This is a genomic window from Cryptosporangium aurantiacum (assembly GCF_900143005.1).
Lineage (GTDB): Bacteria > Actinomycetota > Actinomycetes > Mycobacteriales > Cryptosporangiaceae > Cryptosporangium > Cryptosporangium aurantiacum.
The window spans coordinates 184,582-207,540 of the sequence record NZ_FRCS01000005.1 but is presented as its reverse complement, the minus strand read 5'-3'; the positions used below and the strand labels follow the sequence as shown (position 1 = coordinate 207,540).

At 69.0% G+C, this 22,959-nt stretch carries 23 protein-coding genes and 2 pseudogenes; 12 read left to right on the top strand and 13 right to left on the bottom strand.

What is annotated here, in order from left to right; all coding sequences use genetic code 11:
- Positions 1-97 precede the first annotated feature (97 nt).
- Together BUB75_RS44290 and BUB75_RS45275 are read left to right on the top strand one after the other, a co-directional pair.
- On the top strand, positions 98-1,096 hold the full coding sequence (locus BUB75_RS44290) for a TIR domain-containing protein (protein ID WP_084741460.1): 999 nt from the start codon (positions 98-100) through the stop codon (positions 1,094-1,096).
- Between the two features lie 312 nt (positions 1,097-1,408).
- A complete protein-coding gene (locus BUB75_RS45275) occupies positions 1,409-1,909 on the top strand; it encodes a hypothetical protein (protein ID WP_143175289.1) in 501 nt (166 codons plus the stop codon).
- A gap of 459 nt (positions 1,910-2,368) precedes the next feature.
- Here BUB75_RS45275 and BUB75_RS18550 read toward each other — a convergent pair whose 3' ends face one another.
- Genes BUB75_RS18550 through BUB75_RS18540 form a run of 3 tightly spaced genes read right to left on the bottom strand, consistent with a single transcriptional unit; the run spans position 2,369 to position 3,413 of the window.
- On the bottom strand, positions 2,369-2,659 hold the full coding sequence (locus BUB75_RS18550; RefSeq protein ID WP_073258806.1) for a hypothetical protein: 291 nt from the start codon (positions 2,657-2,659) through the stop codon (positions 2,369-2,371).
- Entirely contained in the window at positions 2,656-2,838 is a 183-nt protein-coding gene (locus BUB75_RS18545; RefSeq protein WP_143175288.1) for a hypothetical protein, read from the bottom strand. The genes BUB75_RS18550 and BUB75_RS18545 overlap by 4 nt, the downstream gene beginning before the upstream one ends.
- Before the next feature lie 35 nt (positions 2,839-2,873).
- Complete coding sequence (locus tag BUB75_RS18540; RefSeq protein ID WP_073258804.1) at positions 2,874-3,413, bottom strand: hypothetical protein; 540 nt, start codon at positions 3,411-3,413, stop codon at positions 2,874-2,876.
- Positions 3,414-3,923: 510 nt separating this feature from the next.
- On the opposite strand from BUB75_RS18540, the gene BUB75_RS18535 reads away from it, so the two are divergent.
- Positions 3,924-4,292, top strand: coding sequence for a VOC family protein (locus tag BUB75_RS18535; protein ID WP_073258803.1), 369 nt, complete (start codon positions 3,924-3,926; stop codon positions 4,290-4,292).
- A gap of 20 nt (positions 4,293-4,312) precedes the next feature.
- Positions 4,313-4,702, top strand: coding sequence for a YciI family protein (locus BUB75_RS18530; protein WP_073258802.1), 390 nt, complete (start codon positions 4,313-4,315; stop codon positions 4,700-4,702).
- Here the strand turns inward: BUB75_RS18530 and BUB75_RS18525 are convergent.
- The gene (locus BUB75_RS18525) at positions 4,689-5,141 is read right to left on the bottom strand and encodes a hypothetical protein (protein ID WP_073258801.1); all 453 of its coding nucleotides are present in this window, start codon (positions 5,139-5,141) and stop codon (positions 4,689-4,691) included. The two genes, BUB75_RS18530 and BUB75_RS18525, sit on opposite strands and share 14 nt — an antisense overlap.
- 97 nt (positions 5,142-5,238) lie before the next feature.
- Here BUB75_RS18525 and BUB75_RS18520 point away from each other — a divergent pair, with 97 nt between their 5' ends.
- From BUB75_RS18520 to BUB75_RS18510, 3 genes are read left to right on the top strand one after another with little or no spacing between them, the layout of a single operon-like run.
- Entirely contained in the window at positions 5,239-6,093 is an 855-nt protein-coding gene (locus BUB75_RS18520) for an SDR family NAD(P)-dependent oxidoreductase (RefSeq protein WP_073258800.1), read from the top strand.
- Between the two features lie 2 nt (positions 6,094-6,095).
- On the top strand, positions 6,096-6,701 hold the full coding sequence (locus BUB75_RS18515) for a TetR/AcrR family transcriptional regulator (RefSeq protein ID WP_073258799.1): 606 nt from the start codon (positions 6,096-6,098) through the stop codon (positions 6,699-6,701).
- 60 nt (positions 6,702-6,761) lie between these two features.
- Positions 6,762-7,865: a DNA alkylation repair protein gene (locus tag BUB75_RS18510; protein ID WP_073259167.1), complete on the top strand. Its 1,104-nt coding sequence runs from the start codon at positions 6,762-6,764 to the stop codon at positions 7,863-7,865.
- 2 nt (positions 7,866-7,867) lie between these two features.
- Here the strand turns inward: BUB75_RS18510 and BUB75_RS18505 are convergent, their stop codons facing one another.
- Complete coding sequence (locus BUB75_RS18505) at positions 7,868-9,139, bottom strand: EAL domain-containing protein (protein WP_218617613.1); 1,272 nt, start codon at positions 9,137-9,139, stop codon at positions 7,868-7,870.
- 112 nt (positions 9,140-9,251) lie between these two features.
- A complete protein-coding gene (trxA, locus tag BUB75_RS18500; RefSeq protein WP_073258798.1) occupies positions 9,252-9,629 on the bottom strand; it encodes a thioredoxin in 378 nt (125 codons plus the stop codon).
- 109 nt (positions 9,630-9,738) lie between these two features.
- On the opposite strand from trxA, the gene BUB75_RS18495 reads away from it, so the two are divergent.
- Positions 9,739-10,170 (top strand): (deoxy)nucleoside triphosphate pyrophosphohydrolase, encoded by a 432-nt coding sequence (locus BUB75_RS18495; protein WP_218617612.1) that lies wholly within the window; start codon positions 9,739-9,741, stop codon positions 10,168-10,170.
- 1 nt (position 10,171) lies between these two features.
- Complete coding sequence (locus BUB75_RS18490; protein WP_073258796.1) at positions 10,172-10,639, top strand: SRPBCC family protein; 468 nt, start codon at positions 10,172-10,174, stop codon at positions 10,637-10,639.
- A gap of 182 nt (positions 10,640-10,821) precedes the next feature.
- On the opposite strand, the gene BUB75_RS46305 is transcribed toward BUB75_RS18490, so the two are convergent.
- Together BUB75_RS46305 and BUB75_RS18475 are read right to left on the bottom strand one after the other, a co-directional pair.
- On the bottom strand, positions 10,822-13,404 hold the full coding sequence (locus BUB75_RS46305; protein ID WP_178379909.1) for a CpaE/TadZ family protein: 2,583 nt from the start codon (positions 13,402-13,404) through the stop codon (positions 10,822-10,824).
- Positions 13,405-13,594: 190 nt separating this feature from the next.
- A pseudogene (locus BUB75_RS18475) lies at positions 13,595-14,266 on the bottom strand (endonuclease V); the annotation flags it as partial.
- A gap of 53 nt (positions 14,267-14,319) precedes the next feature.
- Here BUB75_RS18475 and BUB75_RS18470 point away from each other — a divergent pair.
- Positions 14,320-14,892, top strand: a complete 573-nt coding sequence (locus tag BUB75_RS18470) for a riboflavin biosynthesis intermediates N-glycosidase (RefSeq protein WP_218617611.1) — start codon at positions 14,320-14,322, stop codon at positions 14,890-14,892.
- A gap of 97 nt (positions 14,893-14,989) precedes the next feature.
- Here the strand turns inward: BUB75_RS18470 and BUB75_RS18465 are convergent.
- From BUB75_RS18465 to BUB75_RS18445, 5 genes and pseudogenes are all read right to left on the bottom strand, one after another.
- Positions 14,990-15,766: pseudogene (locus tag BUB75_RS18465) on the bottom strand (succinate dehydrogenase/fumarate reductase iron-sulfur subunit); the annotation flags it as partial.
- Positions 15,766-17,727: a fumarate reductase/succinate dehydrogenase flavoprotein subunit gene (locus tag BUB75_RS18460; RefSeq protein WP_084741457.1), complete on the bottom strand. Its 1,962-nt coding sequence runs from the start codon at positions 17,725-17,727 to the stop codon at positions 15,766-15,768. The pseudogene BUB75_RS18465 and the gene BUB75_RS18460, both read right to left, overlap by 1 nt.
- A 5-nt stretch (positions 17,728-17,732) precedes the next feature.
- Complete coding sequence (locus BUB75_RS18455) at positions 17,733-18,560, bottom strand: hypothetical protein (RefSeq protein ID WP_073258792.1); 828 nt, start codon at positions 18,558-18,560, stop codon at positions 17,733-17,735.
- A gap of 86 nt (positions 18,561-18,646) precedes the next feature.
- A complete protein-coding gene (locus BUB75_RS18450) occupies positions 18,647-18,964 on the bottom strand; it encodes a hypothetical protein (protein WP_073258791.1) in 318 nt (105 codons plus the stop codon).
- 198 nt (positions 18,965-19,162) lie between these two features.
- Entirely contained in the window at positions 19,163-19,453 is a 291-nt protein-coding gene (locus tag BUB75_RS18445; protein ID WP_073258790.1) for a 4a-hydroxytetrahydrobiopterin dehydratase, read from the bottom strand.
- Between the two features lie 149 nt (positions 19,454-19,602).
- Here BUB75_RS18445 and typA point away from each other — a divergent pair, with 149 nt between their 5' ends.
- Both typA and BUB75_RS18435 read left to right on the top strand, forming a co-directional pair.
- Entirely contained in the window at positions 19,603-21,495 is a 1,893-nt protein-coding gene (gene typA / locus BUB75_RS18440) for a translational GTPase TypA (RefSeq protein WP_073258789.1), read from the top strand.
- 334 nt (positions 21,496-21,829) lie between these two features.
- Positions 21,830-22,912, top strand: a complete 1,083-nt coding sequence (locus tag BUB75_RS18435; RefSeq protein ID WP_073258788.1) for an ABC transporter permease — start codon at positions 21,830-21,832, stop codon at positions 22,910-22,912.
- Positions 22,913-22,959 lie beyond the last annotated feature (47 nt).

The following is a 22,959-nucleotide window of genomic DNA, read 5'->3' as shown; positions in this document are numbered from 1 at the left end:
CATCGAGCGAATGCTCAGCTGACACACTGGACCTCGACGGTACTGGGTACGTCCGCGCGAGCTTGAAGACCACAACACGGCTGAAGGGGAGTAGCAAATGCTCGAAGATGCACCCCCGAACATAATAAAACTAGCCGTCGCGCGAGCGATCATTGACACGTTCGATCAAGGCAAGTGGCATGAGATTGGGCTAATTACAAATACGCTCGACGATATCGAGGGTCATCCTCGACTCCTCCGGTCGATGCGTTTCGGCGACGACGATTATTCCGCCTGCGTATATCAAATGATTCCAATAATTCTTGATGAGCAGACGGGCTCTAAGGGAATTGCGTCTCGCCGAGAAGTCGCCTTCGGAAATCTTGAGACGGTGACCACTTTTATTGGCCTAAAGGCATGGCTGCAAAAAAATGATATCGACCTATATGAAAGTCTCTACGGGGAAACTGGATGGCGTCGCCAAGTTGGAACCCAGAGCACTGAGCTAGACGAAGTTGATCCGGTGACGACGGTGCCAAAAATATCGTCAGCTTCTCCCATCCGGGATGCACAAAAGACACAGGGGCCAACTACCGCAACCGTTCCAAGTAGACGCCGAGTATTTCTTGTGCACGGCCGGGATCTAGCGAAGCGCGACTCTCTAACTGCCTTGCTCCGAGCATTTGACCTTCGAACGATCACGTGGTCTGAGGCCGAAGCCGCGACCGGAGTGGCTACTCCCTATACGGGTGACGTGGTTATTGCCGGTATGGACGCAGCAGACATTGTCGTCGTGCTTCTGACTCCGGACGATCTCGGACAACTCTCGCCGGAATTCATCCAGGTAAACGACGGCCCAGAAGAACGGCAGCCAAGTGGCCAGCCTCGCATGAACGTGATTTTCGAGGCAGGCATGGCGATGGCAAGAAGCCGAAACAGCGTCATATTCGTTGAAATTGGCAAAATTCGACCCATGAGTGATATCACGGGCCTGAACGTTCTCCGCCTTACAAATGACGTGGAATCACGGCGCCAACTGGGAACCCGACTACGAACCGCTGGACTTACCGTCGACATGGAGCACGACGGCTGGCGATCAGCAGGCGACTTTACCTAGGCGGTGAGAACTTTCTCTTCCTAGTCAAGGGCGGCCCTGAACGGGCCGCCGCACCCGCCACCGAAGGAACCCCGGCTCGCTTCCGGCTTGGGGCCGGAAGCGGCCGGGATGGCTGGGTGCGAAACGCGGCAGGGCCGCCAAAGACGAAAGGCGTGCCTCCGGCGGGGATCTCTGGCAGGAGGGGGGCATCCCGTCTACCGACGACCCGGGCAGAGCCGAGCAGACCGACGGCCGGCGGCGCGATCCGCCGTTGGGATGTCAAGCCGCCGTTGACAGGCGCGCCGCCGGCCGCCGCTGCGATACTTTGCGGCCATGCAAAGTGGTCCCTGGTGGGGAGCAGCCCTGATTGCTGGTATTTCCGCCTTTTTGGGTGTCCTCACGGCACAGGCGGTTGCTATCCGAATTGAGCGACAACGAGAGAGGCGCGACGATCTAAAGCACTGGCATAAGGAGCGGCTCGAGATTTACTCACAGTTTCTGGCTCAGGTGCATTTAGTAATCCAGTCTTTCATGGTCGATCAAGCCGGCGAAACAATGATTAACCATGAGCTAAACAAGAATCGAATCGCCTTGCAGACACTTTTCACGCAGGTTAGATTCATGGGAAGTTCCGACACAATAAATACGGCCACTGGCATAATGAATCTAGTAGACCAGCTAATAGACGCCTACAATAAGGGCTACGGAAGCGGCTATGGAAACAAGTTCACGCAACTAGTGGCTATCGAGCAACGCAATCGCCCGCAAATGTTGCATTTTATGGACGCATTCTTCCAATCGGCCCAACGTGAGATTTATAATCCCATTCGCTGATGGCGGTGGGTGTATCGCCGACACGAGCGCCATGGGTTACCCTACGGCAATCACTGCTAACTGCGCACTAGCGGCAGCTACTTCTGGCAGGCTCCACGGGGCGATCGCGCAGGTCCAGCCCTAGCGTTAGGCAACCATGTCGGATGACCAGGAACGTCGTCCGGGAGGCGGGCGATTCGAGTCAAGGCCAGGCCGTCGCCAGGCCGTCGGAGGTTCACCCGTCGCCACCGACGCCCACCAACAGCCACCGCCCGCACCGCAGGTCAGGCCCAGAATGTCGAACGTGCGTCCAGGTCGCCTATGACCACGTGCACTTCTACGACATCTGATCGGCACTGCCCAACGACTTCGGCGGCGCTTTCGGCCGGCAGGGGGCTGGGGCATGCGGCCTGGCGGCCGGTCCCCGCCCCCCGCCCGCCGAGCGCCGCCGAGTGATAGCGAGCCTTCAGTTCTGTGCGATCATTTAAGGCCCCCATCGTGTTGGAACGGGCCACCGGTCCCCAGCCCGTAATAAGGCGGTCCGTCCCACGGGTGATCGTCGGTAAGCGGCCGAACTTCGAATGCCAGTAGCAGCCCCACCGCGGCAGTTCGAGTCGCGACGTGGCGCATGGCAGCAGAGTCGATCGGATGGCCGCGATCGACCAGCAGGCGCATGACGACCGCGATGACGTCGGACACCGCGCAACCGTCGGGCGCCTGGGGCGGCGTCTCGGTCTGCCCGTCGGGCAAATGTCCGTACTCCGTACTCATGATTCGTCCGCCGGGATCTCGCCGCGCGCTTCCGCCGCGAGTACAGCGTCGGACCAGTTGATCTGTTCGCACGGCCACGACGGCGGCGTGATCAGGTGCAGCGCCGAGACGCACTTGCGTCGGCCGAGCGCATCCGACTCGGACGGCATGTGCAGCTCGCGGACCGCTCGGGCGCTCACGACGTCCTCTTGCGTCAACTCGCGGTGCCAGCGCATCACCGCTCACTACCCGAGTCGAGCAGCTCGGTGTAGGCGAGGTTCGTCGTTGCCGTGTCCGAGCACACCGCAGCGAGCAGCGCCCACGCCAGTTCCTCGCCAGCTTCCTCGCTCATCCATCGGGCAGCCGCATCGACAACGGCGATGCATTGCAACGGCGATAGGTCGCGCTCGCGAGTCTTGAGCACGTCAACCGCGGCGAGCCGCTGCGCCGTCGTCACTCGCTCGGACACCCGCACAGCGCATCGCGTGGCACCAGCGTCGCCGGCCAACGCGGCGCCGGAATCGAGCGTCAGCGCCAACGCCCGCTCGGTCACGCACGACGAGCGCAGCGTCGCGAACACGAGCGCCACGCGAGACCAGTCTTCGAGCACGTGCGCCAGGACGTGCGCGCGAGCTCGGCTCATCCGGAGGACGACCGCGGGCACCTGGTCGCCGCTCTCGGGATCGAGGATCGTGCTTCCGTCGGTCTCGACGATCTGACCGTCGTCGAGCTCAACCCGGAACCTGGATCCGGGTACGTCGATAGAGTCCGTCACTGGGTCTTCGCCCTTCTAGCCAAGGGAGTGGATCAAGGCCCGGGACGGTGCTCCAACACCGACCCGGGCCGACTTGCAACCAGGTGCGTCTATCCGACCGTGGTAACGACCGGTACAGAAGGTCCCGCAACTAGTCCGTTCGCTCGCTACCTCCTAGTCCGCGCGCTAGTCCTCAGCTCAGAGCCGCCAGCGTCGGCACGCGGAAGTCCCCAGGGCCGGGGCACCCACGGGGCACAAGACCCCGGAAACCGGTGTCAACGAGTGGCAACCGGCGAAGGCCCGCGCGGCTGGTCAGCGGCAACGCAGCAGGTCGCAGCCGCCCCGCGCAGAGTTCCGCTTCAATGTCTGAGCCACCGCCGCTGCCGTTGGCCGCTCCGGGATGAAATGCGGATAGGTCCAGCCAGGGCTGGACCTATCCGCATCCGTCGCGCCGGTGTCGAGAACCGCGGATCGGCTCCGACCAAGTGTTGACGGCGCCCAATCCGGCGCCGCGGACACGGAAGGAACGCCATGGGCCGCCCGGTAGTGCACTTCGAGATCATCGGCACCGACCCCGCCGCACTCCGCGGCTACTACGGCACCCTCTTCGGCTGGAACCCCACCGTCGGCGACGCCACCACCGAGACCGTCTCCCCACCCGGAACCTACGGCTTCATCAACAGCAGCGAGGCCGGGATCAACGGCGGGATCGGCGCCGGCGTCCGGCCGCACGTGTTGTTCTACGTGGCCGTCGAGGACGTCGAGGAAGCGCTGCGCGAAGCCGAGCGCCTGGGCGGAACGCGGGTGCTCGGCCCCGAGCCGTCCGCGGGAGACTTCACCGTCGGGCAGTTCACCGACCCGGAAGGCAACCTGATCGGCGTCGCGGGCCCGTCCGCGTAGGCCGAGCGAAGGAACCCGCGATGAAGTACCTGCTGCTGATCTACAGCAACCCCGAGCAGTGGGAGCACCCGGTCTTCCGCCACCATCCGGACTTCCGGACACTGCCGCCGGACGAGCAGGCGAACCTCACCGCGCAGTGGGAGGAGCTTCGCCGGGAGATCGTCGAGTCCGGCGAGCTGATCCAGGGTGTGGCGCTGGCCGAGCCGCGGCGGGCTCGTACGGTGCGATCGCGGGACGGCGTCCGCCTCGTGACGGATGGGCCGTACGCGGAGGCGAAGGAACATCTCGCGGGGTACCTGGTGGTCGAGTGTGCCGATCCGCGCCGTGCGTCGGAGATCGCGTCCCGCATCCCCGACGCGCGGTTCGCGGCGGTCGAGGTCCGTCCGATCGGGACGTTCAGCGTCGGCTGAAACGCTCGTGCGCCGACTGCCTGGTGACGCCGAGCGCGGCACCGATCTCGGCCCACGACTTGCCGGCCGCCCGGGCGGCGTCCACCGCCTGCTGGAGCGCCGGACGGTGCCACCGCTCGATCTCCGCCAGCACCCCGAGCGCCTGCAGCGGCCACGTCGTCGCCAGCTCCTGCAGGTTGTCGCGGAGGACGTCCGAGCGGTTGAGGAGCCAGTGCGGCGGCGTGGCGGCGAGGAACGGCTGGACGTGCGCGGCCCACTCTGACGTCGCGGACCAGCTGCCGACATCGGTCGCCGGGTACTCGGTCGCGCCGAGCCAGCCGCACGAGCAGACCGCCCGGTACGCGGTGCCGGTCTCGGCGGTGGTGCTGAGCTCGCCGTCCGGCTGACGTCGACCGACCGCCCCGGTGTGGCCGGGCAGCAGGTCGAACTCGGCGGGCACCCGGCCAGCTTAGGCGAGCCCGGTCCCAAGCTCGGCGCCGCTCGTCAACTAGAAAACTTTTCTAGAAAAAGTTTCGGTTTCCGCGTACGGTCCCCTCATGGCGAAGGAAGCAGACGACGCGCGGACAGTGGCCATCACCGGCGCCAACCGGGGCATCGGGTATGCCGTCGCCGTGGAGCTCGTGCGCCGTGGCCACCGCACGGTGCTGGTCACCCGCAACGCCGCGAACGGTGCCGCTGCGGTGGCAGCACTGACCCGCCTGGCGGCGGGCCCGCCCCCGGTGGCGGTGGTCGGCGACCTCAGCACGCTGTCCGGCGTCCGGGCGGTTGCTGACGCTCTTCGGGACGCCTGCCCGCGGCTGGACGTCCTGGTGCACAACGCGGGGCTCTGGCCGGCGCGGCGGGTGCTGACCACGGACGGCGTCGAGGAGTCGTTCGCGGTCAACCACCTGGCGCCGTTCCTGCTCAACCACCTGCTGGAACCCGAGCTGGTGGCGGCGCGGGCCCGCGTCGTCCAGGTCAGCGCGGGCATCTACGTCAAGGGACGCGTCGACCTGGAACGCACGCCGGTCGGCACCGACTTCAGCGGGTTCCGCACGTACGCCGACACCAAACTGTGCAACGTTCTGACGCTGCCGCTCTTCGCCGAACGCTGGGCCGACCGGGGCGTGACGATCAACGCGGTCCACCCGGGCGTCATCCGGACCGGGCTCGGCGCCCGCTCCGGCCCGCTCGGGCTGGTGCTGAAGGTGGTGAAGCGCCGCTGGGCCGCCCCCGAGGAAGGCGCGCGGCCTATCGTCCGACTGGTGACGGAACCGGTAGGGAACGGCGGGTACTACCACCTCGACCAGCTGACACCGCTGGAAGGTCCGGCCGCGGACCGGGACCTGGCCCAGCGGGTCTGGGCGCAGGCCGCCGCGCTGACCGGCGTGACGTCCGACGCGGCCAACTGACGGTGTCACCCAAACAGCAGCGCGGCGCCGAAACCGCGCAGCGGTTGCTGGACGCCGCCCTCGCCGTGCACGAGGAGGGCGGCTCCGAGCAGTTCACGGTGCAGGCGATCAGCGCCGCCAGCGGCGTCAGCCTGGGGAGCCTGTACCACCACTTCGGCAGCGCCGACGGGTTGGCCGCGGCGCTGTACGCACGCTGCATGGTGGCGCTGCTGGAGGCGGTTGCCGCACCGCTGACCACGGCACGGACCGCGCGCGCCGGGGTCCGGGGCATCGCCGCCGCGTACCTGACGTTCGTCGCGGAGCAGCCGGCCGCGGCACGGTTCATCCACGCGTCGGCGGTGTCCGGCTACCTGGCCGCGCACGCCGAAACCGTCGCGGCGGCGAAGAAGCCCGCGATCGAGCCGATCTTCGAGTGGGCGCGGCCGCACGTCCGCGCCGGTCGAATCGTGGATCTGCCGGAGCCGCTGCTGGAGATGCTGATCATCGGTCCGGTCGCCGAGACCGCGCGGCGCTATCTGGCCGGCGTGCCCGGCCTCGACCTCGCGGAAGCCGTCCGGGTGCTGCCGGAGCGGATCTGGCAGGCAGTTCGTGCGCCGGCCGAGGGCTGACGAAATTGTCGGACCTGGAGGGCAAGATGCGCGGTGTCCTCGGATCCGGGAGAGATCGCGATGCCTTTCGCCGACGAACTGCTCGGGGCGCCCGCCCTCACCGCGCTGATCGACGCGCTGTCCGAGGCGGCGCCCGGAAATCCACTCACCGCGCTCCGGGCCGTCGAGCTGGGCGAGCTGCCGTTGCGCGAGCGTAGCGACCTGATCCGTGATGCGCTGCTCACCGATCTACCGGGCGGCTACGACGCGTTCGCGGCGACGATCCGTGCCGCTCAGGACGGGGAGCGGCCGTTCACCGGGTGGCTGATCTGGCCGGTGACCACCGCGGTCGTGGCACGGGCGCTGGCCGACGACGCCGCCTTCGACGACGGGCTGGCCCTGCTCGCGGAGCTCACGCCCCGGTTGACCAGCGAGTTCGCGATACGTGGTCTGTTGGCTCACGACCTCGACCGTGCGCTGCCGATCGTCCTGTCCTGGACGACGTCACCCGACGAACACGTGCGACGGCTGGCCACCGAGGGCACCCGGCCGTTCCTTCCCTGGACGAAACGCGTGCCGGCGATCCTCGCGCGGCCCCGGGCGACGCTGCCGATCCTGTCGGCGCTCTACCGCGACGAGAGCGAGTACGTCCGACGCTCGGTCGCCAACCACCTGAACGACCTGAGCCGCGAGCATCCCGACCTCGTCGTAGAGACCGCGGCGGCCTGGCTCTCGGCGCCGGATGCGAACACCGAGCGGGTCGTGCGCCACGGCCTGCGGACGCTCGTGAAGAAGGGGCATCCCGGTGCGCTCGCGCTGCTGGGCTTCACCACGGGCGCGGTGCTGGACGTCGTCGGGCCGACGCTCGCCGAGGTCGAGATCCCGTTCGGCGGGTCCGTGCGGTTCACCGCGACCGTGACGAACACCGCGTCGGCGCCGGCCGTCATCGCGGTCGACTACATCGTCCACCACCGCAAGGCGAACGGACGGCTCGCCGGCAAGACGTTCAAGCTCACCACCGCCACGCTCGCGCCGGGCGAGCGGCGGCAGATCTCCCGCGAGCACTCGTTCCGCCCGATCACGACCCGTCGCTACTACCCGGGGGTGCACGCGATCGAGCTGCAGCTGAACGGCGTCGCCGCCGGGCGCAGCGAGTTCACGTTGAACGCGGGGCCGCCGGGATGAGCTCAGGTGACGGCGCGGGCCGGGGGGCGAGCGCCGACGACGTGACGGGTCAACTCGTCCACCAGAACGAGCCCGATCACCTGTCCCCACGAGTCCGTGCACACGACCGGATCGAATCGGTGTGCCGCCGGGCGGGTCAGCGCCCGCATCAGCACGTCGTCGGCGGCGTCCGAGGCGAGCACACGCAGGCTCACCGGCAGCCGCCGCGGCACGCCGTCCCGCGGGTCCGGCGCGAGCATCTCGACCGGCGCCCCGGAGCGGTCCACGACCACCGCCGGCTCCGTCGTCTTCACGTTCTCGACCCGGTCCGCCGTGGTCACGGTCACGCGGCTCAGCATCACGCTGGCGATCGCGTCGGTCACCGCGACCCGGGTCGTCTCGGCCAGCACGCGAGCCCGCACCTCGTCGGCGAGCGGCATCATCCGGTCCGCTGGGCGTCCGAGCAGCCATCCCTGGCCGAGCGGTACGCCCATCCGGCAAAACGTCGCGAGTTCGCCCACGGTCTCGATGCCCTCGGCGAGCAGCCAGGCGTCCAGGCGCCCGGCGAACTGACCGAGCAGCTCGGCGAGCGCCGCCCGCGCCGGGTCACGGTCGGCTCCGGCCACCAGCGCCCGGTCGAGCTTCACCAGTTGCGGGCGGAGCTCCAGGATCTGCTGCAAGCCCGCATAACCGCTGCCCGCGTCGTCCACCGCGATCAGTGCGCCGGCAGAACGCAGACGGCGGGTTTCGGCGGTGATCGACTCCAGGTCGCCGAAGGCGACGTGTTCGGTGAGCTCAACCACGACCCGGGACAGCTCCGGGACGCTCCCGAACGCCTCGTCGAGCTCCGGCGTTCCGAGCAGATGCGGGCTGACGTTCACGGTGAGGAATGCGTTCGGCGGCAACTCACCCAGCCGGGTCAGCGCCCTGGCGATGACGACGCCCTCCAGCGCGGGTCCGAGCCCGTTCTCCTCGGCGGCGCCGAACCACTGATCGGGGGAGAGGCGGTCGCCGATCCCCGGCACCGGGACGTCGATGCGGGCCAGCGTCTCGTATCCGGCGACCGTGCCGCGGGCCAGGTCGGCGATCGGCTGGAACACCACCCGGATCTGTTCCGGATCGGCCAGCACGCCCTGGATCGCCCGGCGCCACGCCAGCTGCCTCCGGACCTGCGCCGGATCAGGGGGCATCGTCGGACGGGACCGACTCTTCTGGCCGCCCCACCAGGACGACGCGTCGTCCAATGGGTCGTAGTCGGACCCGCTCGCGAGCCCTGTGACCAGCTCGGTGCTCATCCGGCCTCCGCCTGGTCTCCCGTCGTGACACCTCGGGAAACCCATCGGGCCGGAAACACAAAACCTGAGAGTTGCGGACGCGTGGTCCGCGACTCTCAGGTTCGGGGGCTGCTCAGGCCTGACTGGCCTCGGCTTCAGCTTCGGCTGCCTGCTTGCGGACGTCGTCCATGTCGACGGCCCGCGCCTGCTCGATCAGATCGTCGAGGACGTCACCCGGAAGCGCGCCCGGCTGGGCGTAGAGCACGACGCGGTCACGAACGACCAGCAGCGTCGGGATCGACTGGATGTCGAACGCGGCCGCCAGCTCCTGCTGGGCCTCGGTGTCGACCTTGCCGAAGACGACGTCGTCGTGCGTTTCGGAGGCCTTCTCGAACACCGGAGCGAACTGGCGACACGGCCCGCACCAGGAAGCCCAGAAGTCCACCAGCGTGATTCCGTCGCGCGCCAGCGTGTCGTTGAAGTTCTCGGTGGTGAGTTCCACCGTGGCCATCGTGTCTCCCTCGGTTGTCGCGCCTTCCCCCGAATCAACGCGGCAGTCGGTCAGAACCTTCCAGGAGTGCCCGGTCCGGCGCTGCTGGAACCTCTGGCAGGCTGGTGTGGTGTCCAATCCCCTCCCTCCTGTCTCGTCCGCCCCGCTGATCGTTGTCGGCGCCGCGATCGTGAACGACCGCGGGCAGGTGCTGGCCGCGCAGCGCGCCGAGCCGCCCGCGCTGGCCGGTTGCTGGGAGTTCCCGGGCGGCAAGGTCGAGCCGGGCGAGAGTGATGTGTCGGCGATCGTCCGCGAGTGCCGCGAGGAGCTCGGCGTCGAGGTTGAGCTCGTCGAACGGCTCGGGCCCGACCTTCCGCTGCAGCGTGACTTCGGAGTACTGCGGGTCTGGATCGCACGGCTCGCCGAGGGCGAGCCGACTGCCCTCGAACATGCCGCGCTTCGCTGGTTGGACGCGACGGAGCTGGACGACGTGGCCTGGCTGCCCGCCGACGCGCCGCTGATCGACGAGCTGCGCGTCCGATTGGCGGAGTGGGGCGGCTGAAGTGCCGGTCCTCTGCGCGACGACGCTGATCCACGCCCCGGCCGACGTCGTGTTCGACCTGGCCAGAGACGTCCGCGAGCACACCGCATCACTCGTGCACACCGCCGAGCGGGTCGTGCCACCGGGACGAGTAAGCGGGCTGCTGGAGGAGGGTGACCTGGTCTGCTTCCGCGCGCGGCACTTCGGTCTGCCGTTGGCGTTGGACGCTCGTGTGCTCCGCGTGGACGCGCCGCGAAGCTTCACCGACGAGCAGGTCCGTGGGCCGTTCCGCTCGCTACGGCACGACCACGTCTTCGTGGCCACCGGCGCCGGGACGCTGATGACCGACCGGATCGTGTGGGAATCGCCACTCGGAGTGGTTGGGCGGCTCGCGGACGAGGTCGCGGTGCGGCGGCAACTGCTGTCGATCCTGACCGCGCGCAACACGCACCTCAAGCGCCGGGCCGAAGTGCGCGCGTCGGCGCCCTGAGCACCACCCGCCAGCGCGAGCCGTGCCGGCTCGGGCGGCGTGGCGGTTCGGGGTGGGGTGGCGGTTCGGGCTGGCGCGGGGCAGGGCGCGAGCCCTAGCGGTCGGGGCGGCTCAGGGCAAGGCGCGAGCCTAGCGGTCGGGGCGGCTCAGGGCAGGGCGCGAGCCCTAGCGGTCGGGGCGGCTCAGGGCAGGGCGCGAGCCCTGGCCAGGACGGCGGCGGCCAGCTGGACCGCGGAGTTGCGGGTGCGCTCACCCAGCCGCCACGGCTCGATCGTCGAGCCGGTCGCGAGGTGCCGGTCGTACGGCAGAAGAGCCGGCACCACCCCGTACGGCGCGAATGCCTCCGCGGTGCGGTTCAGGTCGATGTCTCCGGCCTGGGGTGACATCGCGGTGAGCGCGATCAGCGTCTGCGGTAGCCGGTGCGGCCCCCACTCGCGGATCCACTCCAGCGCCCGCCGCGCGCTCACCACGCCGTCGATGCTGGCGGGCGTGGCCAGCACGATCGCGTGCGCGTCGGCCAGCACGGACTGGTTGAGCGGCGTGACCATGCCGGCTCCGGCGTCGACGACCGTGACCGCGAAGTAGCGGCTGATCCCGTGCAGGACGCCGAGGTAGGCGTTCGGCGGCACCGTCTCCGGCGCGGCCGAGTTCCGTTCGCCGGAGAGGATCCAGGCGCCGGACTGGCTCCGGCCCAGGCAACGCTCCGCCTCGTCGAGCGACGCCCAGACTCGCGGCACCTTGCCGAGGTTGGCGAGCGACGTCGGAGAGTTCGCGCCGAGCCGGAGGCCGAGCGAGCCGAGGTCGGGGTCGGCGTCGACCGCGAGCACCCGGTCGCCGCGGTGCGTGGCGTACGCGCTGACCAGCAGCGAGGCCACCGTGCTCTTGCCGGATCCGCCGCGGATGCCGAGCACCGCGATGCGGCGTCCGGTGGTGACCGGCTGGCTCAGCTCGCGGGCCAGCCCGGCCGCTTCCCGGGCGTTGCGTCCCGAGCCGCCGACGCCCTTGACGCTGGTGCGCAGGCGCTGGAGCCGGTTGTCGGCGTGGTCGGGCATGCGCAGCAGACCGTCGGGCGTCCACTGCTCGGGGATGGGTGTGGCGTCCGGGCCGAAGACCTTCGACGGTCCCGGCGCCATCTGCTGAGGCAGCTGGGACGGCACCGGCGGAGCGCCGGGCGCGGCATAACCGGGGTACGCGGGCGCGCCCGGGTGCTGGCCGCCCTGGTGCTGGCCGCCGGGGTGGCTGCCAGGGTGCTGGCCGGCGGGGTGCTGGCCGGCGGGGTGCTGGCCGGCGGGCGGCGGCTGGACCGCTGGGTAGTGGGGCTGGGCGCCGGGGAACGGCTGGGCCGGAAACTCTCCCGGCGGAGGGGGCACCGACGGCAGACCCGCGCCCGGCGCTCCCGCGGCAGCTACTCCGGGAGCCGACGCGCCGGGGGCGGGCGTGCCGGGCGGCGGCGGGAAGTACTGGCCCGGCTGAGCCTGCTCGGCCCCGGCGAACGGCTGCGCGCTCGACAGCGGCTGCGCGGGGAACGGCTGCGCATCCGGCAACGCCTGCGCGCTCGGCAGCGGCTGCGCGAATGGCTGCGGCTGCGCGAATGGCTGCGCGTCCGGCAATGCCTGCGCGGGAAACGGCTGCGCCTCCGGCAGCGGCTGCGCGAATGGTTGGGCGTCCGGCAGCGGCTGCGCGGGGAACGGCTGGGCGTCTGGCAGTTGCTGCGCGCTCGGCAGCGGCTGCGCGGGGAACGGCTGCGCGTCCGGCAGGGGCTGTGCGGGGAACGGCTGGGCGTCTGGCAGCTGCTGCGTGCTCGGCAGCGGCTGCGCGAATGGCTGCGCGTCCGGCAACTGCTGCGCGCTCGGCACCGGCTGCGCCGGGAATGGCTGGGCAGCGGGGAACTGCTCCGCACCTGGGTACGGCTGGGCAGCCGGGAACTGGTCGCTACCAGGGAACGCCGGGGGAGCCGGGAACGGCTGGGCCTGCGGCGCGGACTGAGCCGGCGTTCCGGGCTGAGCAAGCGGCGACGCCGAGGAGAACGGCTGAGCCGGCTCGTACGGCGGGGGAGCGGGGTAGGCCGGTGAGTCGCTGGTCGACTCCGTCGACGGCGTTCCGCCCGTGGAGTCCAGCGCGGTGGTCGTCTGCTCCGCGGACGGGTCGTCGCCGAGTGCGCCCGGCGCCTCCGGTGCGGGCGGCTGCGTCACCGAAAACGCGCCCGGTTGCACCGCGCTGAGCTGGGTCGTCGGGGGCAGCCCCGCATCGGGCAGGCCCGCGGACGGAGCCGTCCCCGGTAACTCAGCCCCGGCCACGCCCGCCCCGGCCACGCCCGCCCCGGGCACGCCCGCCCCGGGCACGCCTGCTCCGGGCACGCCTGCCCCGGGCACGCCTGCTCCGGGCACGCCTGCCCCGGGCACGCCTGCGCCAGGCACACCCGCCCCGGGCTGGGTCGACCCCTGCTGGGCCGCCCAGGGCTGGGCGATCGGCGACTGGGTCGGGGACGCCTGGGCCGTCGCGGGCTGGGTGAGCGGGTTGTGGTCAGAGGACGGCGGCTGCATCTGGATCGGCAGCGTCGCGCCGAGCGTCGCCGGGTCGACGACCTGGGTCGCAGCCGAGTCGTCCTCGTCGCTCGCGTCGTCCGGCGTCAGGCCGCTCGACGGAAACGTTCCTCCCGGAAACGGGTATGGAGCATCGCTGTGCCGGCCGTTCGTGCCGTCGGTCGTCAGGTCTCGCAGAACCGTTCCCTGCCAGTCCTGCCGCGCGTCCTGGGAACTCGTCACGGCTCGGGCCTCTCCGTCCTTCCGATACGGAATCAGACTAACCAGGGGAACCCGCCGAGTGTCCGGGCCCGCCGTTTTCGCTCCCGACGCCGAGCGCCCCGTCGGCCGCTCCGCCGAGCGCCCCGTCGGCCGCTCCGCCGCGTGACCCGCGGGGAGCCCCACTGGGCCCCCCGCCACGTTGCCCGCCGAGCGCGGACTGCAGCGCCGCGCGACAGGCGGCGTCGGCGCGCCGGGTCGTCTCCGGTTGCCGGTACCCGGTGGTGAGCTCGAGCGTCACCCGGCACGCCTGGGCCGCCCCGATCCGGTGCCCGACCGAGACGTACACCGGCTTGACGCCGTCCCGCGTCCGAACGGCCTGCCCCACCACCTCGCCCTGGTCGACCAAGTTGACCACCGATCCGCGAGCCGCGCCGAGCGCCCCGGCCTCCACGCCGACGAACCGGGTCTTCGCGACGCCGAACGTCGGCACCCCGGTGAGGACTCCCAGGTGACAGGCGAGCCCGAACCGGCGCGGATGCGCGAGCCCGTATCCGTCACAGACCAGCAGGTCGGGCGTCACCGGAAGGTCGGCGAGCGCGGCCAGCAGCACCGGGATCTCTCGGAACGCCAATAATCCCGGGACGTACGGGAACGTCACCCGGCTGACCACTGTCGCTTCGGCCACGGTGGCCAGAGTCGCGGCCGAGACCACCACGGCCGCGCCCGCGATCAAGTCTGAGCCGGTGTCGTACGCGACGTCGAGCCCGGCGATCAGGCGCGCGTCGACCGTCCCGGTGGCATCCACCCGGGCGCGCAACGTCTCCTGCGCGGCGATCGCTGCCGCCTCGGTCGTCGGCCAGTCCGGAGGCAGGTCCACGCGCATCGGCCCAGGCTATTTCGCTGGTGGCGGCATCCCGCTTCTGCCACCGTGCTGACGTGCTCACTCCCGCTGACTACCTGAACTCTCTCGTCCGACGCGAGTCCGCCGGTGAGCGGGTGGATCACCTCTACTTCTGGAAGGCGCTGCCCGGCCCCGGCGGACGCCCTGGCCCGGGGTGCCTGAGCCAGTGGTGGCAGCAGCCGTTCACGGTCGACGGGATCGAATATGGCAGCGCCGAGCACTGGATGATGGCCGGCAAGGCACGATTGTTCGGCGACGACGAGGCGCTGGAGCAGATTCTCGCCGCAGAGCACCCGTCGCTCGTCAAGAAACTGGGTCAGGGCGTCCGGAACTTCGACGACAAGACCTGGAAGGCGCATCGGTTCGAGATCGTCGTCGCGGGCAACCGGGCGAAGTTCGGCAGCGATCCGGCGCTGGCCGAGTATCTGGTGGGTACCGGCGACCGCGTGCTCGTTGAGGCCAGCCCGCTGGATCGGATCTGGGGGATCGGTCTCGCCGACGACGACCCCCGCGCCGCGACGTCGTCCACCTGGCGCGGCTTGAACCTCCTGGGCTGGGCACTGATGGAGATCCGCACGGAGCTGGTCACGGCCCCCGCGCGCCGTTGAGCGGATTGCATTTGGAAGGCCTATAACCCTTCCAAATGCAATCCGCCGCCGCCGGCGAGCGGTTGGCCACCCGCCGGCAGCTAGCCCCTCACGACTTGCGGCGGCCGATCTTGGAGCCCAGCCACGTGATCGGGTCGTACTTGCGGTCGACGACGCGTTCCTTCATCGGGATGATCGCGTTGTCGGTGATCGTGATGTGCTCCGGGCACACCTCGCTGCAGCACTTCGTGATGTTGCAGTAGCCGATCCCCTGCGTGGCCTGCGCGAACTCTTTGCGGTCCTCGAGAGAATCCAGCGGGTGCATGTCCAGCTCGGCGGCCCGGATGAACAGCCGCGGCCCGGCGAACGCGGGCTTGTTCTCGTCGTGGTCACGGACGACGTGACAGGTGTTCTGGCAGAGGAAGCACTCGATGCACTTCCGGAACTCCTGCGACCGCTCGACGTCGACCTGCGCCATCCGATACTCACCCGGCGCCACGCCGGGCGGCGGCGCGAACGCGGGCATCTCGCGCGCCTTCTCGTAGTTGTACGAGACGTCCGTGACCAGGTCCTTGATCAGCGGGAACGTCCGGATCGGCGTGACGGTCACGGTCTCGTCCGCGTCGAACGTCGTCATGCGGGTCATGCACATCAGCCGAGGCTTGCCGTTGATCTCGGCCGAGCACGACCCGCACTTGCCCGCCTTGCAGTTCCACCGCACCGCGAGGTCCGGTGTCTGGGTGGCCTGCAGCCGGTGGATGACGTCGAGGACGACCTCACCCTCGTTGACCTCGACCTCGTAGTCGTGCAGCTCCCCGTCGGCCTCGGCGGCCGAGATCGTCTCGTCGGGGCGGCCGGCGCCGCGCCAGACCCGGAACTTCGCCTGGTACCCCATCAGCCCCTGCTCCCCTCGGAGTCGCTCACTGAGTCCACCGGAGTTCGTGCCGCGATGACCGGCGGCGGATCCTCAGGCAGGACAGTGAGCTCCTCCTCCGTGAGGTACTTCGAGAGTTCCTTGCGATCGAACAGGCTGAGCAGCTCGACCGGCATCGTCGGGAGGGGCTGCTCCCGGACGCTCACGCCCGGGCCCTCCTTGTCCAGCGCGCAGATGAGGTTGCGACGGCGCCACTCGGCCGACATCTCCGGGAAGTCGTCCCTGGTGTGGCCACCGCGGCTCTCCTCGCGGATCAGCGCGGCCCGCGCCACACACTCCGCGATGACCAGCAGGTTCCGCAGGTCCAGCGCGACGTGCCAACCGGGGTTGTACGTCCGGCCGCCCGCCGCCGAGACCCGCGAAGCCCGCTCGCGCAGCTCGGTCAGGTTGTCCAGCGCCTGCTGGATCTCCGGCGCCTTCCGGATGATGCCGACCAGTTCGTGCATGGTCTGCTGCAGGTCCGTCTGGACGCGATACGGGTTCTCGCCGCTCTCCCGGGACAGCGGCGCCAGCGCGAACGACACCGCTTCCTCGACGTCCGCATCGAGTACTGACGGGCGGCCTTCCAGACCCGACACGTAGGCCGCGGCGCCCGCCCCGGCCCGGCGGCCGAAGACCAGCAGGTCGGAGAGGGAGTTACCACCGAGCCGGTTGGAGCCGTGCATGCCGCCGGACACCTCGCCTGCCGCGAACAGGCCGGCGACGCCGACCGCGGCCTGGCTGTCCGGGTCGACCTCCACCCCGCCCATGACGTAGTGACAGGTCGGTCCGACCTCCATCGGTTCGGCCGTGATGTCGACGTCGGCCAGCTCCTTGAACTGGTGGTACATCGACGGCAGGCGCCGACGGATCTCGTCGGCGGGCAGCCGCTTGGAGACGTCCAGGAAGACGCCACCGTGCGGGGACCCCCGTCCGGCCTTCACCTCGGAGTTGATCGCCCTGGCCACCTCGTCACGCGGCAACAGCTCCGGCGGACGGCGGTTGTTGTCCGCGTCGGTGTACCAGCGGTCGGCCTCCTCCTCGGTGGTCGCGTACTTGTCGCGGAACACGTCGGGGATGTAGTCGAACATGAACCGCTTGCCCTCGGAGTTCGTCAGCACGCCGCCGTCACCGCGCACCGACTCGGTCACCAGAATGCCCTTGACCGAGGGCGGCCAGACCATCCCGGTGGGGTGGAACTGGACGAACTCCATGTTCACCAGCGTGCCGCCCGCCCGCAGCGCGAGCGCGTGCCCGTCGCCGGTGTACTCCCAGGAGTTGGACGTCACCTGGAACGACTTCCCGATGCCGCCGGTGGCGAGCACGACCGCGGGGGCCGTGAACAGCAGGAACCGGCCGTCGTCGCGGGCGTAGCCGAACGCGCCGGAGATCCGGTCGCCGTCCTTGAGCAGTTCACTGATCGTGACCTCGTGAAAAACCCGCAGATACTTCTCAAAATCACCGTGTTCGCGCTGATCGTCCTGCTGGAGGCTGACGATCTTCTGCTGCAGCGTCCGGATCAGCTCCAGGCCGGTGCGGTCACCGACGTGCGCGAGCCGCGGGTACTCGTGGCCACCGAAGTTGCGCTGGCTGATCTTGCCGTCCTTGGTGCGGTCGAAGAGGGCGCCGTAGGTCTCCAGCTCCCAGATCCGCTCCGGCGCCTCTCTGGCGTGTAGCTCGGCCATCCGCCAGTGGTTCAGGAATTTGCCGCCGCGCATCGTGTCGCGGAAGTGCACCTGCCAGTTGTCGCGGCTGTTGACGTTGCCCATCGCGGCCGCGGCGCCGCCCTCCGCCATGACGGTGTGCGCCTTGCCGAACAGCGACTTGCAGATGATCGCGGTGCGTTTGCCCTGCTGGCGAGCCTCGATCGCGGCTCGCAGCCCGGCGCCACCGGCGCCGACCACGAGGACGTCGTACTCGTGTCGTTCGATATTCGAGGTCATCGCACTCACCCGACGAATCGCAGATCAGAGAACCATTCGGCCGAGACCGCCATCACGTAGAAGTCCGTGATCGCGAGCGTGGCCAGCGTGAGCCAGGCCAGGGCCATGTGTCGGGCGTTGAGGCGCGAGACGAAGGTCCAGGCCCGATACCGGACCGGATGCTTGGAGAAGTGCTTGAGCCTGCCGCCGATGATGTGCCGGCAGGAGTGGCAGGACACCGTGTACGCCCAGAGCGCGACGACGTTGCCGAGCAGGATCACGTTGCCCAGCCCGAAGCCGAAACCGCCGCCGGGCGAGTGGAACGCCAGGATCGCGTCCCAGGTGTTGATGATCGAGATCAGGAACGCGGCGTAGAACGCGTACCGGTGCAGGTTCTGCCCGAGCAGCGGGAACCGGGTCTCACCGGTGTACTTCGTGTGCGGCTCGGACACCGCGCAGGCCGGCGGCGAGAGCCAGAACGACCGGTAGTACGCCTTGCGGTAGTAGTAGCAGGTCAGCCGGAAGAGCAGCAGGAACGGCAGGCTGAACGCCGCGTACGGGATGAACCAGACGTCGGGTAGCACCCGCCCGAAGTGGGCGGACTCCGGAATACAGCCGTTGGAGACGCACGGCGAGTAGAACGGCGTCAGGTAGTGGAAGTCGTCGACCCAGTACCACTTCTGCATAAAGGCCCGCACGGTCGCGTATGCCAGCCAAGCCACCAGTCCGAGGACGGTGAGCAGCGGTGCCAGCCACCATCGGTCGGTGCGGAGCGTCCGAACGCCGATCTTGGCGCGCGCTCGGGGCTGTTCACTGGCGGGGGGAACGACCGGGGGTTTGGGGGGTGCACTCATGCCTGGGGTGGCTCTCCTGTGCAGGGATCATCGGTTTGCCCGGACCGATGACCGGCCCGGGCTGGGTGTGCGTATTCGAGGGACGTTCAGCTGTGCCTACTCCGGCCGCCGAGGCCTTCGTCGTCGCAGTCGCGCCAGAGGTCCGGCGGGTACGGCGTGTCGGAGACGTAGTGAAGGTTCTCGGGGCCGTTCCCGGCGGGGGCCGGGGGCAGGTCGCCGATCTCGTCGAGGTCCTCGAGCAGCCGGCGAACATCGCTCACCAGCCGACGGACGCCCAGCGTCTCGGAGTGGTGCGCCTGCAGTCTGCCGACCGCTCGTTCGAGTTCGACGAGCGCCCGCCGGACCTGCGCGACATCCGGATCGACTGCGGTCGACCCTGCTGTTCCGTGTTCACGCACCGACATGTGACCACCTCCGTGGCGCCTCGGCGCGCAGCCCGACGCGAGCACGTGTCAGCCCGCTCGGCGTCGACAGCGCGTCGACCCTACGTACGCGCAGTCTGCCGTGATACATGCCACACGGGAAGCGTTTGGGCCAAACCGGCGTGCCGCGGATCGGGCTGAATCGTGCCGAGTTCGTTGTCGGTGCGTCATCGAAACCGTTCAGTCGGTGACGAGTGTGTCGATTTCGCTAGCGAGGTCGAGGTCCTTCCGCGTGACGCCGCCGGCCGAATGCGTCGAGAGCGTGAACGTGACCTTGCGCCAGCGGATGTCGATGTCCGGGTGGTGGTCGCGCTGTTCGGCGACGACCGCCACCCGATCGACGAGCGCGATCGCGGCGGGGAAGCTCGCGGCCTCCACCGTCCGCCGTATCCCGGAGGTGTCACCGCTCCATTCCGGCAGCTTCGCCAGGCCCGCGGTCACTTCGTCAGCACTGAGAGTCGTGTTCGCCATGAACCGACCGTGGCTGTGAAGTGTGCGCTTGACAACCCTCGGTGAGTCATACGTCGTCGAACCAGCGCGGAACGCGCCCGTAGAATCGAACTGTTTCGCCCGGTGTCGCGAGTCGCGCGGGCATCCCGAGAACGAGGAGTTACCCTCCCATGCCCGCCCAGTCCGACGACACGGTGCTCTCCCGCCGCGATGACCTGCGCAACGTCGCGATCGTCGCGCACGTCGACCACGGCAAGACCACCCTGGTCGACGCCATGCTCTGGCAGTCCGGAGCGTTCAGCGCCCACCAGAAGGAGCAGGGCGACGTCGATGACCGGGTGATGGACTCGATGGACCTCGAGCGCGAGAAGGGCATCACGATTCTCGCGAAGAACACCGCCGTCCAGTACGGCGACACCACGATCAACATCATCGACACCCCGGGCCACGCCGACTTCGGCGGCGAGGTCGAGCGCGGCCTGTCGATGGTCGACGGCGTCCTGCTGCTCGTGGACGCCAGCGAGGGCCCGCTCCCGCAGACCCGGTTCGTCCTCCGCAAGGCCCTCGAGGCCAAGCTCCCGGTGATCCTGGTCGTGAACAAGGTCGACCGGCCCGACTCCCGGATCGCCGAGGTCGTCGACGAGGCCTACGAGCTCTTCCTCGACCTCGACGCGGACGAGCACCAGATCGAGTTCCCGATCGTCTACGCCAGCGCCAAGGCCGGCCGCGCGTCGATGACGCGTCCGGCGAACGCGAGCCTGCCGGACGCCGAGGACCTCAAGCCGTTGTTCGACGCGATCCTGGAGACGATCCCGGCGCCGCGCTTCGACCCGAGCGTCCCGCTGCAGGCCCACGTCACGAACCTCGACGCCTCGCCGTACCTCGGTCGGCTGGCGCTCTGCCGGGTGCACAACGGGACGATCAAGAAGGGTCAGCAGGCGGCCTGGTGCCGCGCCGACGGTTCGATCGAGCGCGTCAAGATCACCGAGCTGCTGATGACCGACGCACTGGAGCGGCGTCCGGTCGAGTCGGCGGGCCCCGGCGACATCATCGCGATCGCGGGTATCCCGGAGATCACGATCGGGGAGACGCTGGCCGATCCGGAGGACCCGCGGCCACTGCCTGTGATCACCGTCGACGAGCCGAGCATCTCGATGACGATCGGTATCAACACGTCGCCGCTGGCCGGTGAGAGCGGCAAGAAGCTCACCGCGCGGCTGGTGAAGAGCCGGCTGGACGCCGAACTCGTCGGCAACGTCAGCATCCGGGTGCTGAACACCGAGCGGCCCGACACGTGGGAGGTCCAGGGCCGCGGTGAGCTGCAGCTCGCGGTGCTGGTCGAGATCATGCGCCGGGAGGGCTTCGAGCTCACGGTCGGCAAGCCCCAGGTCGTCACCCGGGAGATCGACGGCAAGATCCACGAGCCGATGGAGCGGCTGACCATCGACATCCCGGAGGACTACCTCGGGGTCGTCACGCAGCTGATGGCCCTGCGCAAGGGCCGGATGGAGCAGATGGTCAACCACGGCACCGGCTGGGTCCGGATGGAGTACCTGGTGCCGGCGCGTGGCCTGATCGGCTTCCGCACCGAGTTCCTCACTGACACCCGGGGTACCGGCCTGCTGCACCACGTCTTCGAGAAGTACGAGCCGTGGCACGGCGAGCTGCGCACGCGTCCGACCGGGTCGCTGGTCGCCGACCGGCGCGGCCCGACCACCGGGTTCGCGCTCGCCAACCTGCAGGAACGCGGCACGATGTTCGTCGGCCCCGGCACCGAGGTGTACGAGGGAATGATCGTCGGCGAGAACTCCCGGTCGGACGACATGGACGTCAACCCGACCAAGGAGAAGAAGCTGACGAACATGCGTCAGTCCTCGGGTGACGTCCTGGTGCCGCTGATCCCGCACCGACAGATGTCGATGGAGCAGGCGCTGGAGTTCTGCCGCGAGGACGAGTGCATCGAGGTCACACCGGCCACGGTGCGGATTCGCAAGGTCGTGCTTTCCGCGCACGAGCGGGAGAAGACTCGCGGTCGTCGGAAGTGGGCCAATCCCCCCGCGTGATCCCAGGTAAATGCAGCGCCCCGGGCCGGACGGCCCGGGGCGCTGCTGTGTTCTGGAGCCACTCCCGTTAGCAGATCGATACCTCTGTTTAATCCGGAAGAGGCGCTGCTACTCGCTGTTGCAGTGCCGCCTGCGCTCGTGATTGAGCTGTTACACGATTGTGGGCACTTGCGACCTCGCGGTTATGAACATTCGCGTAGCTTTTCGGCGGGGCGGCACAGATCGGCATGTGCACGTCGCAAAGTAGGCGACCCACGTGGTGGCCTGCGTAGCCGCGCCCAGATGGGTCGCCTCGGACGGGGACCGCCTCGTTCATGAAAGGAGAACGCCAACGATGAGCCATGTCGGCGGCGATCGGCCTTCGACGGAGGGCGCCGGCGGCCTGAGCGGGCCCGGCCCCGTCCTGCCGCTCGACACGGAGGCGGTACTCACACCGGCCGGTGCGAGCGAGCCCGGCGCGAGCAAGCCCGGAGACAAGCCGTCTGCGATCCAGGGCCGGTCACCCGGCCAGCTCGCTTGGGCTCGCCTGCGGCGCGACAAGGTCGCGATCGCCAGCGCCGTGGTGCTGGTGTTCTTCCTTCTGGTGGCGATCTTCGCAGACCTCATCGTGGCTGCCTACGGAATTAATCGCGACCAGCTGTTCCAGAACAAGCTCGACTCGCTCGGCTATCCGCTGGGATACCTGGGCGGCGTCAGCGGAGAACACTGGTTCGGCTTGGAGCCCCAGCTCGGCCGGGACATCTTCGTGCAGCTGGTCTACGGTGCCCGGACCTCGCTCGGGATCGCGCTGGCGGCCGCGCTGTGCAGCACCGTGATCGGTGTTGTCCTCGGTTTGGTCTCGGGTTTCCTCGGTGGCGTGGTGGACTCGGTGATCAGCTGGGTAACCGACCTGTTGCTGGCGTTTCCGTTCATCATCTTCTCGCTGGCTGCAATTCCGATCATCAATACGCTGATCACCGGTTCCGTGCAGAAACAGCCGAGCGTGGAATCGCGGATCTACGTCGTCATCGGAGTGCTGGTGACGTTCGGCTGGATGAGCACCTGCCGACTCGTCCGCGGCCAGGTTCTTTCGCTCCGCGAACGCGAGTTCGTGGACGCCGCCCGCGCAGCGGGCGCGGGAACCCGGCACATCATTTTCCGGCAGCTGCTCCCCAACCTCTGGGCGCCGATCCTGGTGACGTTCTCGCTGGCTGTGCCGCAGTACGTGACCACCGAGGCGGCCCTGTCGTTCCTCCAAATCGGCGTCACCGAACCGGTGCCGGACTGGGGGCGGATGATCTATCGCTCCATCAGCTTCGTGTCCGCCGACCCGGCGTACGCGTTCTTCCCCGGCGTCGCTCTGTTCTTGCTCGTGCTCGCGTTCAACCTCTTCGGTGACTCGCTGCGCGACGCACTAGATCCCCGGTCTGCGCGATGACCGGTCATTACGGGCAAAACCCAGTGGGGTGCGCCTTGGGAGAAGGA

Coding starts and splice junctions, on each gene's coding strand:
- BUB75_RS44290 (WP_084741460.1), top strand. CDS start 98: ATGCTCGAAGATGCACCCCCGAACATAATAAAACTAGCCGTCGCGCGA.
- BUB75_RS45275 (WP_143175289.1), top strand. CDS start 1,409: ATGCAAAGTGGTCCCTGGTGGGGAGCAGCCCTGATTGCTGGTATTTCC.
- BUB75_RS18550 (WP_073258806.1), bottom strand. CDS start 2,659: ATGAGTACGGAGTACGGACATTTGCCCGACGGGCAGACCGAGACGCCG.
- BUB75_RS18535 (WP_073258803.1), top strand. CDS start 3,924: ATGGGCCGCCCGGTAGTGCACTTCGAGATCATCGGCACCGACCCCGCC.
- BUB75_RS18530 (WP_073258802.1), top strand. CDS start 4,313: ATGAAGTACCTGCTGCTGATCTACAGCAACCCCGAGCAGTGGGAGCAC.
- BUB75_RS18520 (WP_073258800.1), top strand. CDS start 5,239: ATGGCGAAGGAAGCAGACGACGCGCGGACAGTGGCCATCACCGGCGCC.
- BUB75_RS18510 (WP_073259167.1), top strand. CDS start 6,762: ATGCCTTTCGCCGACGAACTGCTCGGGGCGCCCGCCCTCACCGCGCTG.
- BUB75_RS18505 (WP_218617613.1), bottom strand. CDS start 9,139: ATGAGCACCGAGCTGGTCACAGGGCTCGCGAGCGGGTCCGACTACGAC.
- trxA (WP_073258798.1), bottom strand. CDS start 9,629: ATGGCCACGGTGGAACTCACCACCGAGAACTTCAACGACACGCTGGCG.
- BUB75_RS18460 (WP_084741457.1), bottom strand. CDS start 17,727: ATGACCTCGAATATCGAACGACACGAGTACGACGTCCTCGTGGTCGGC.
- BUB75_RS18455 (WP_073258792.1), bottom strand. CDS start 18,560: ATGAGTGCACCCCCCAAACCCCCGGTCGTTCCCCCCGCCAGTGAACAG.
- BUB75_RS18450 (WP_073258791.1), bottom strand. CDS start 18,964: ATGTCGGTGCGTGAACACGGAACAGCAGGGTCGACCGCAGTCGATCCG.
- BUB75_RS18445 (WP_073258790.1), bottom strand. CDS start 19,453: ATGGCGAACACGACTCTCAGTGCTGACGAAGTGACCGCGGGCCTGGCG.
- typA (WP_073258789.1), top strand. CDS start 19,603: ATGCCCGCCCAGTCCGACGACACGGTGCTCTCCCGCCGCGATGACCTG.
- BUB75_RS18435 (WP_073258788.1), top strand. CDS start 21,830: ATGAGCCATGTCGGCGGCGATCGGCCTTCGACGGAGGGCGCCGGCGGC.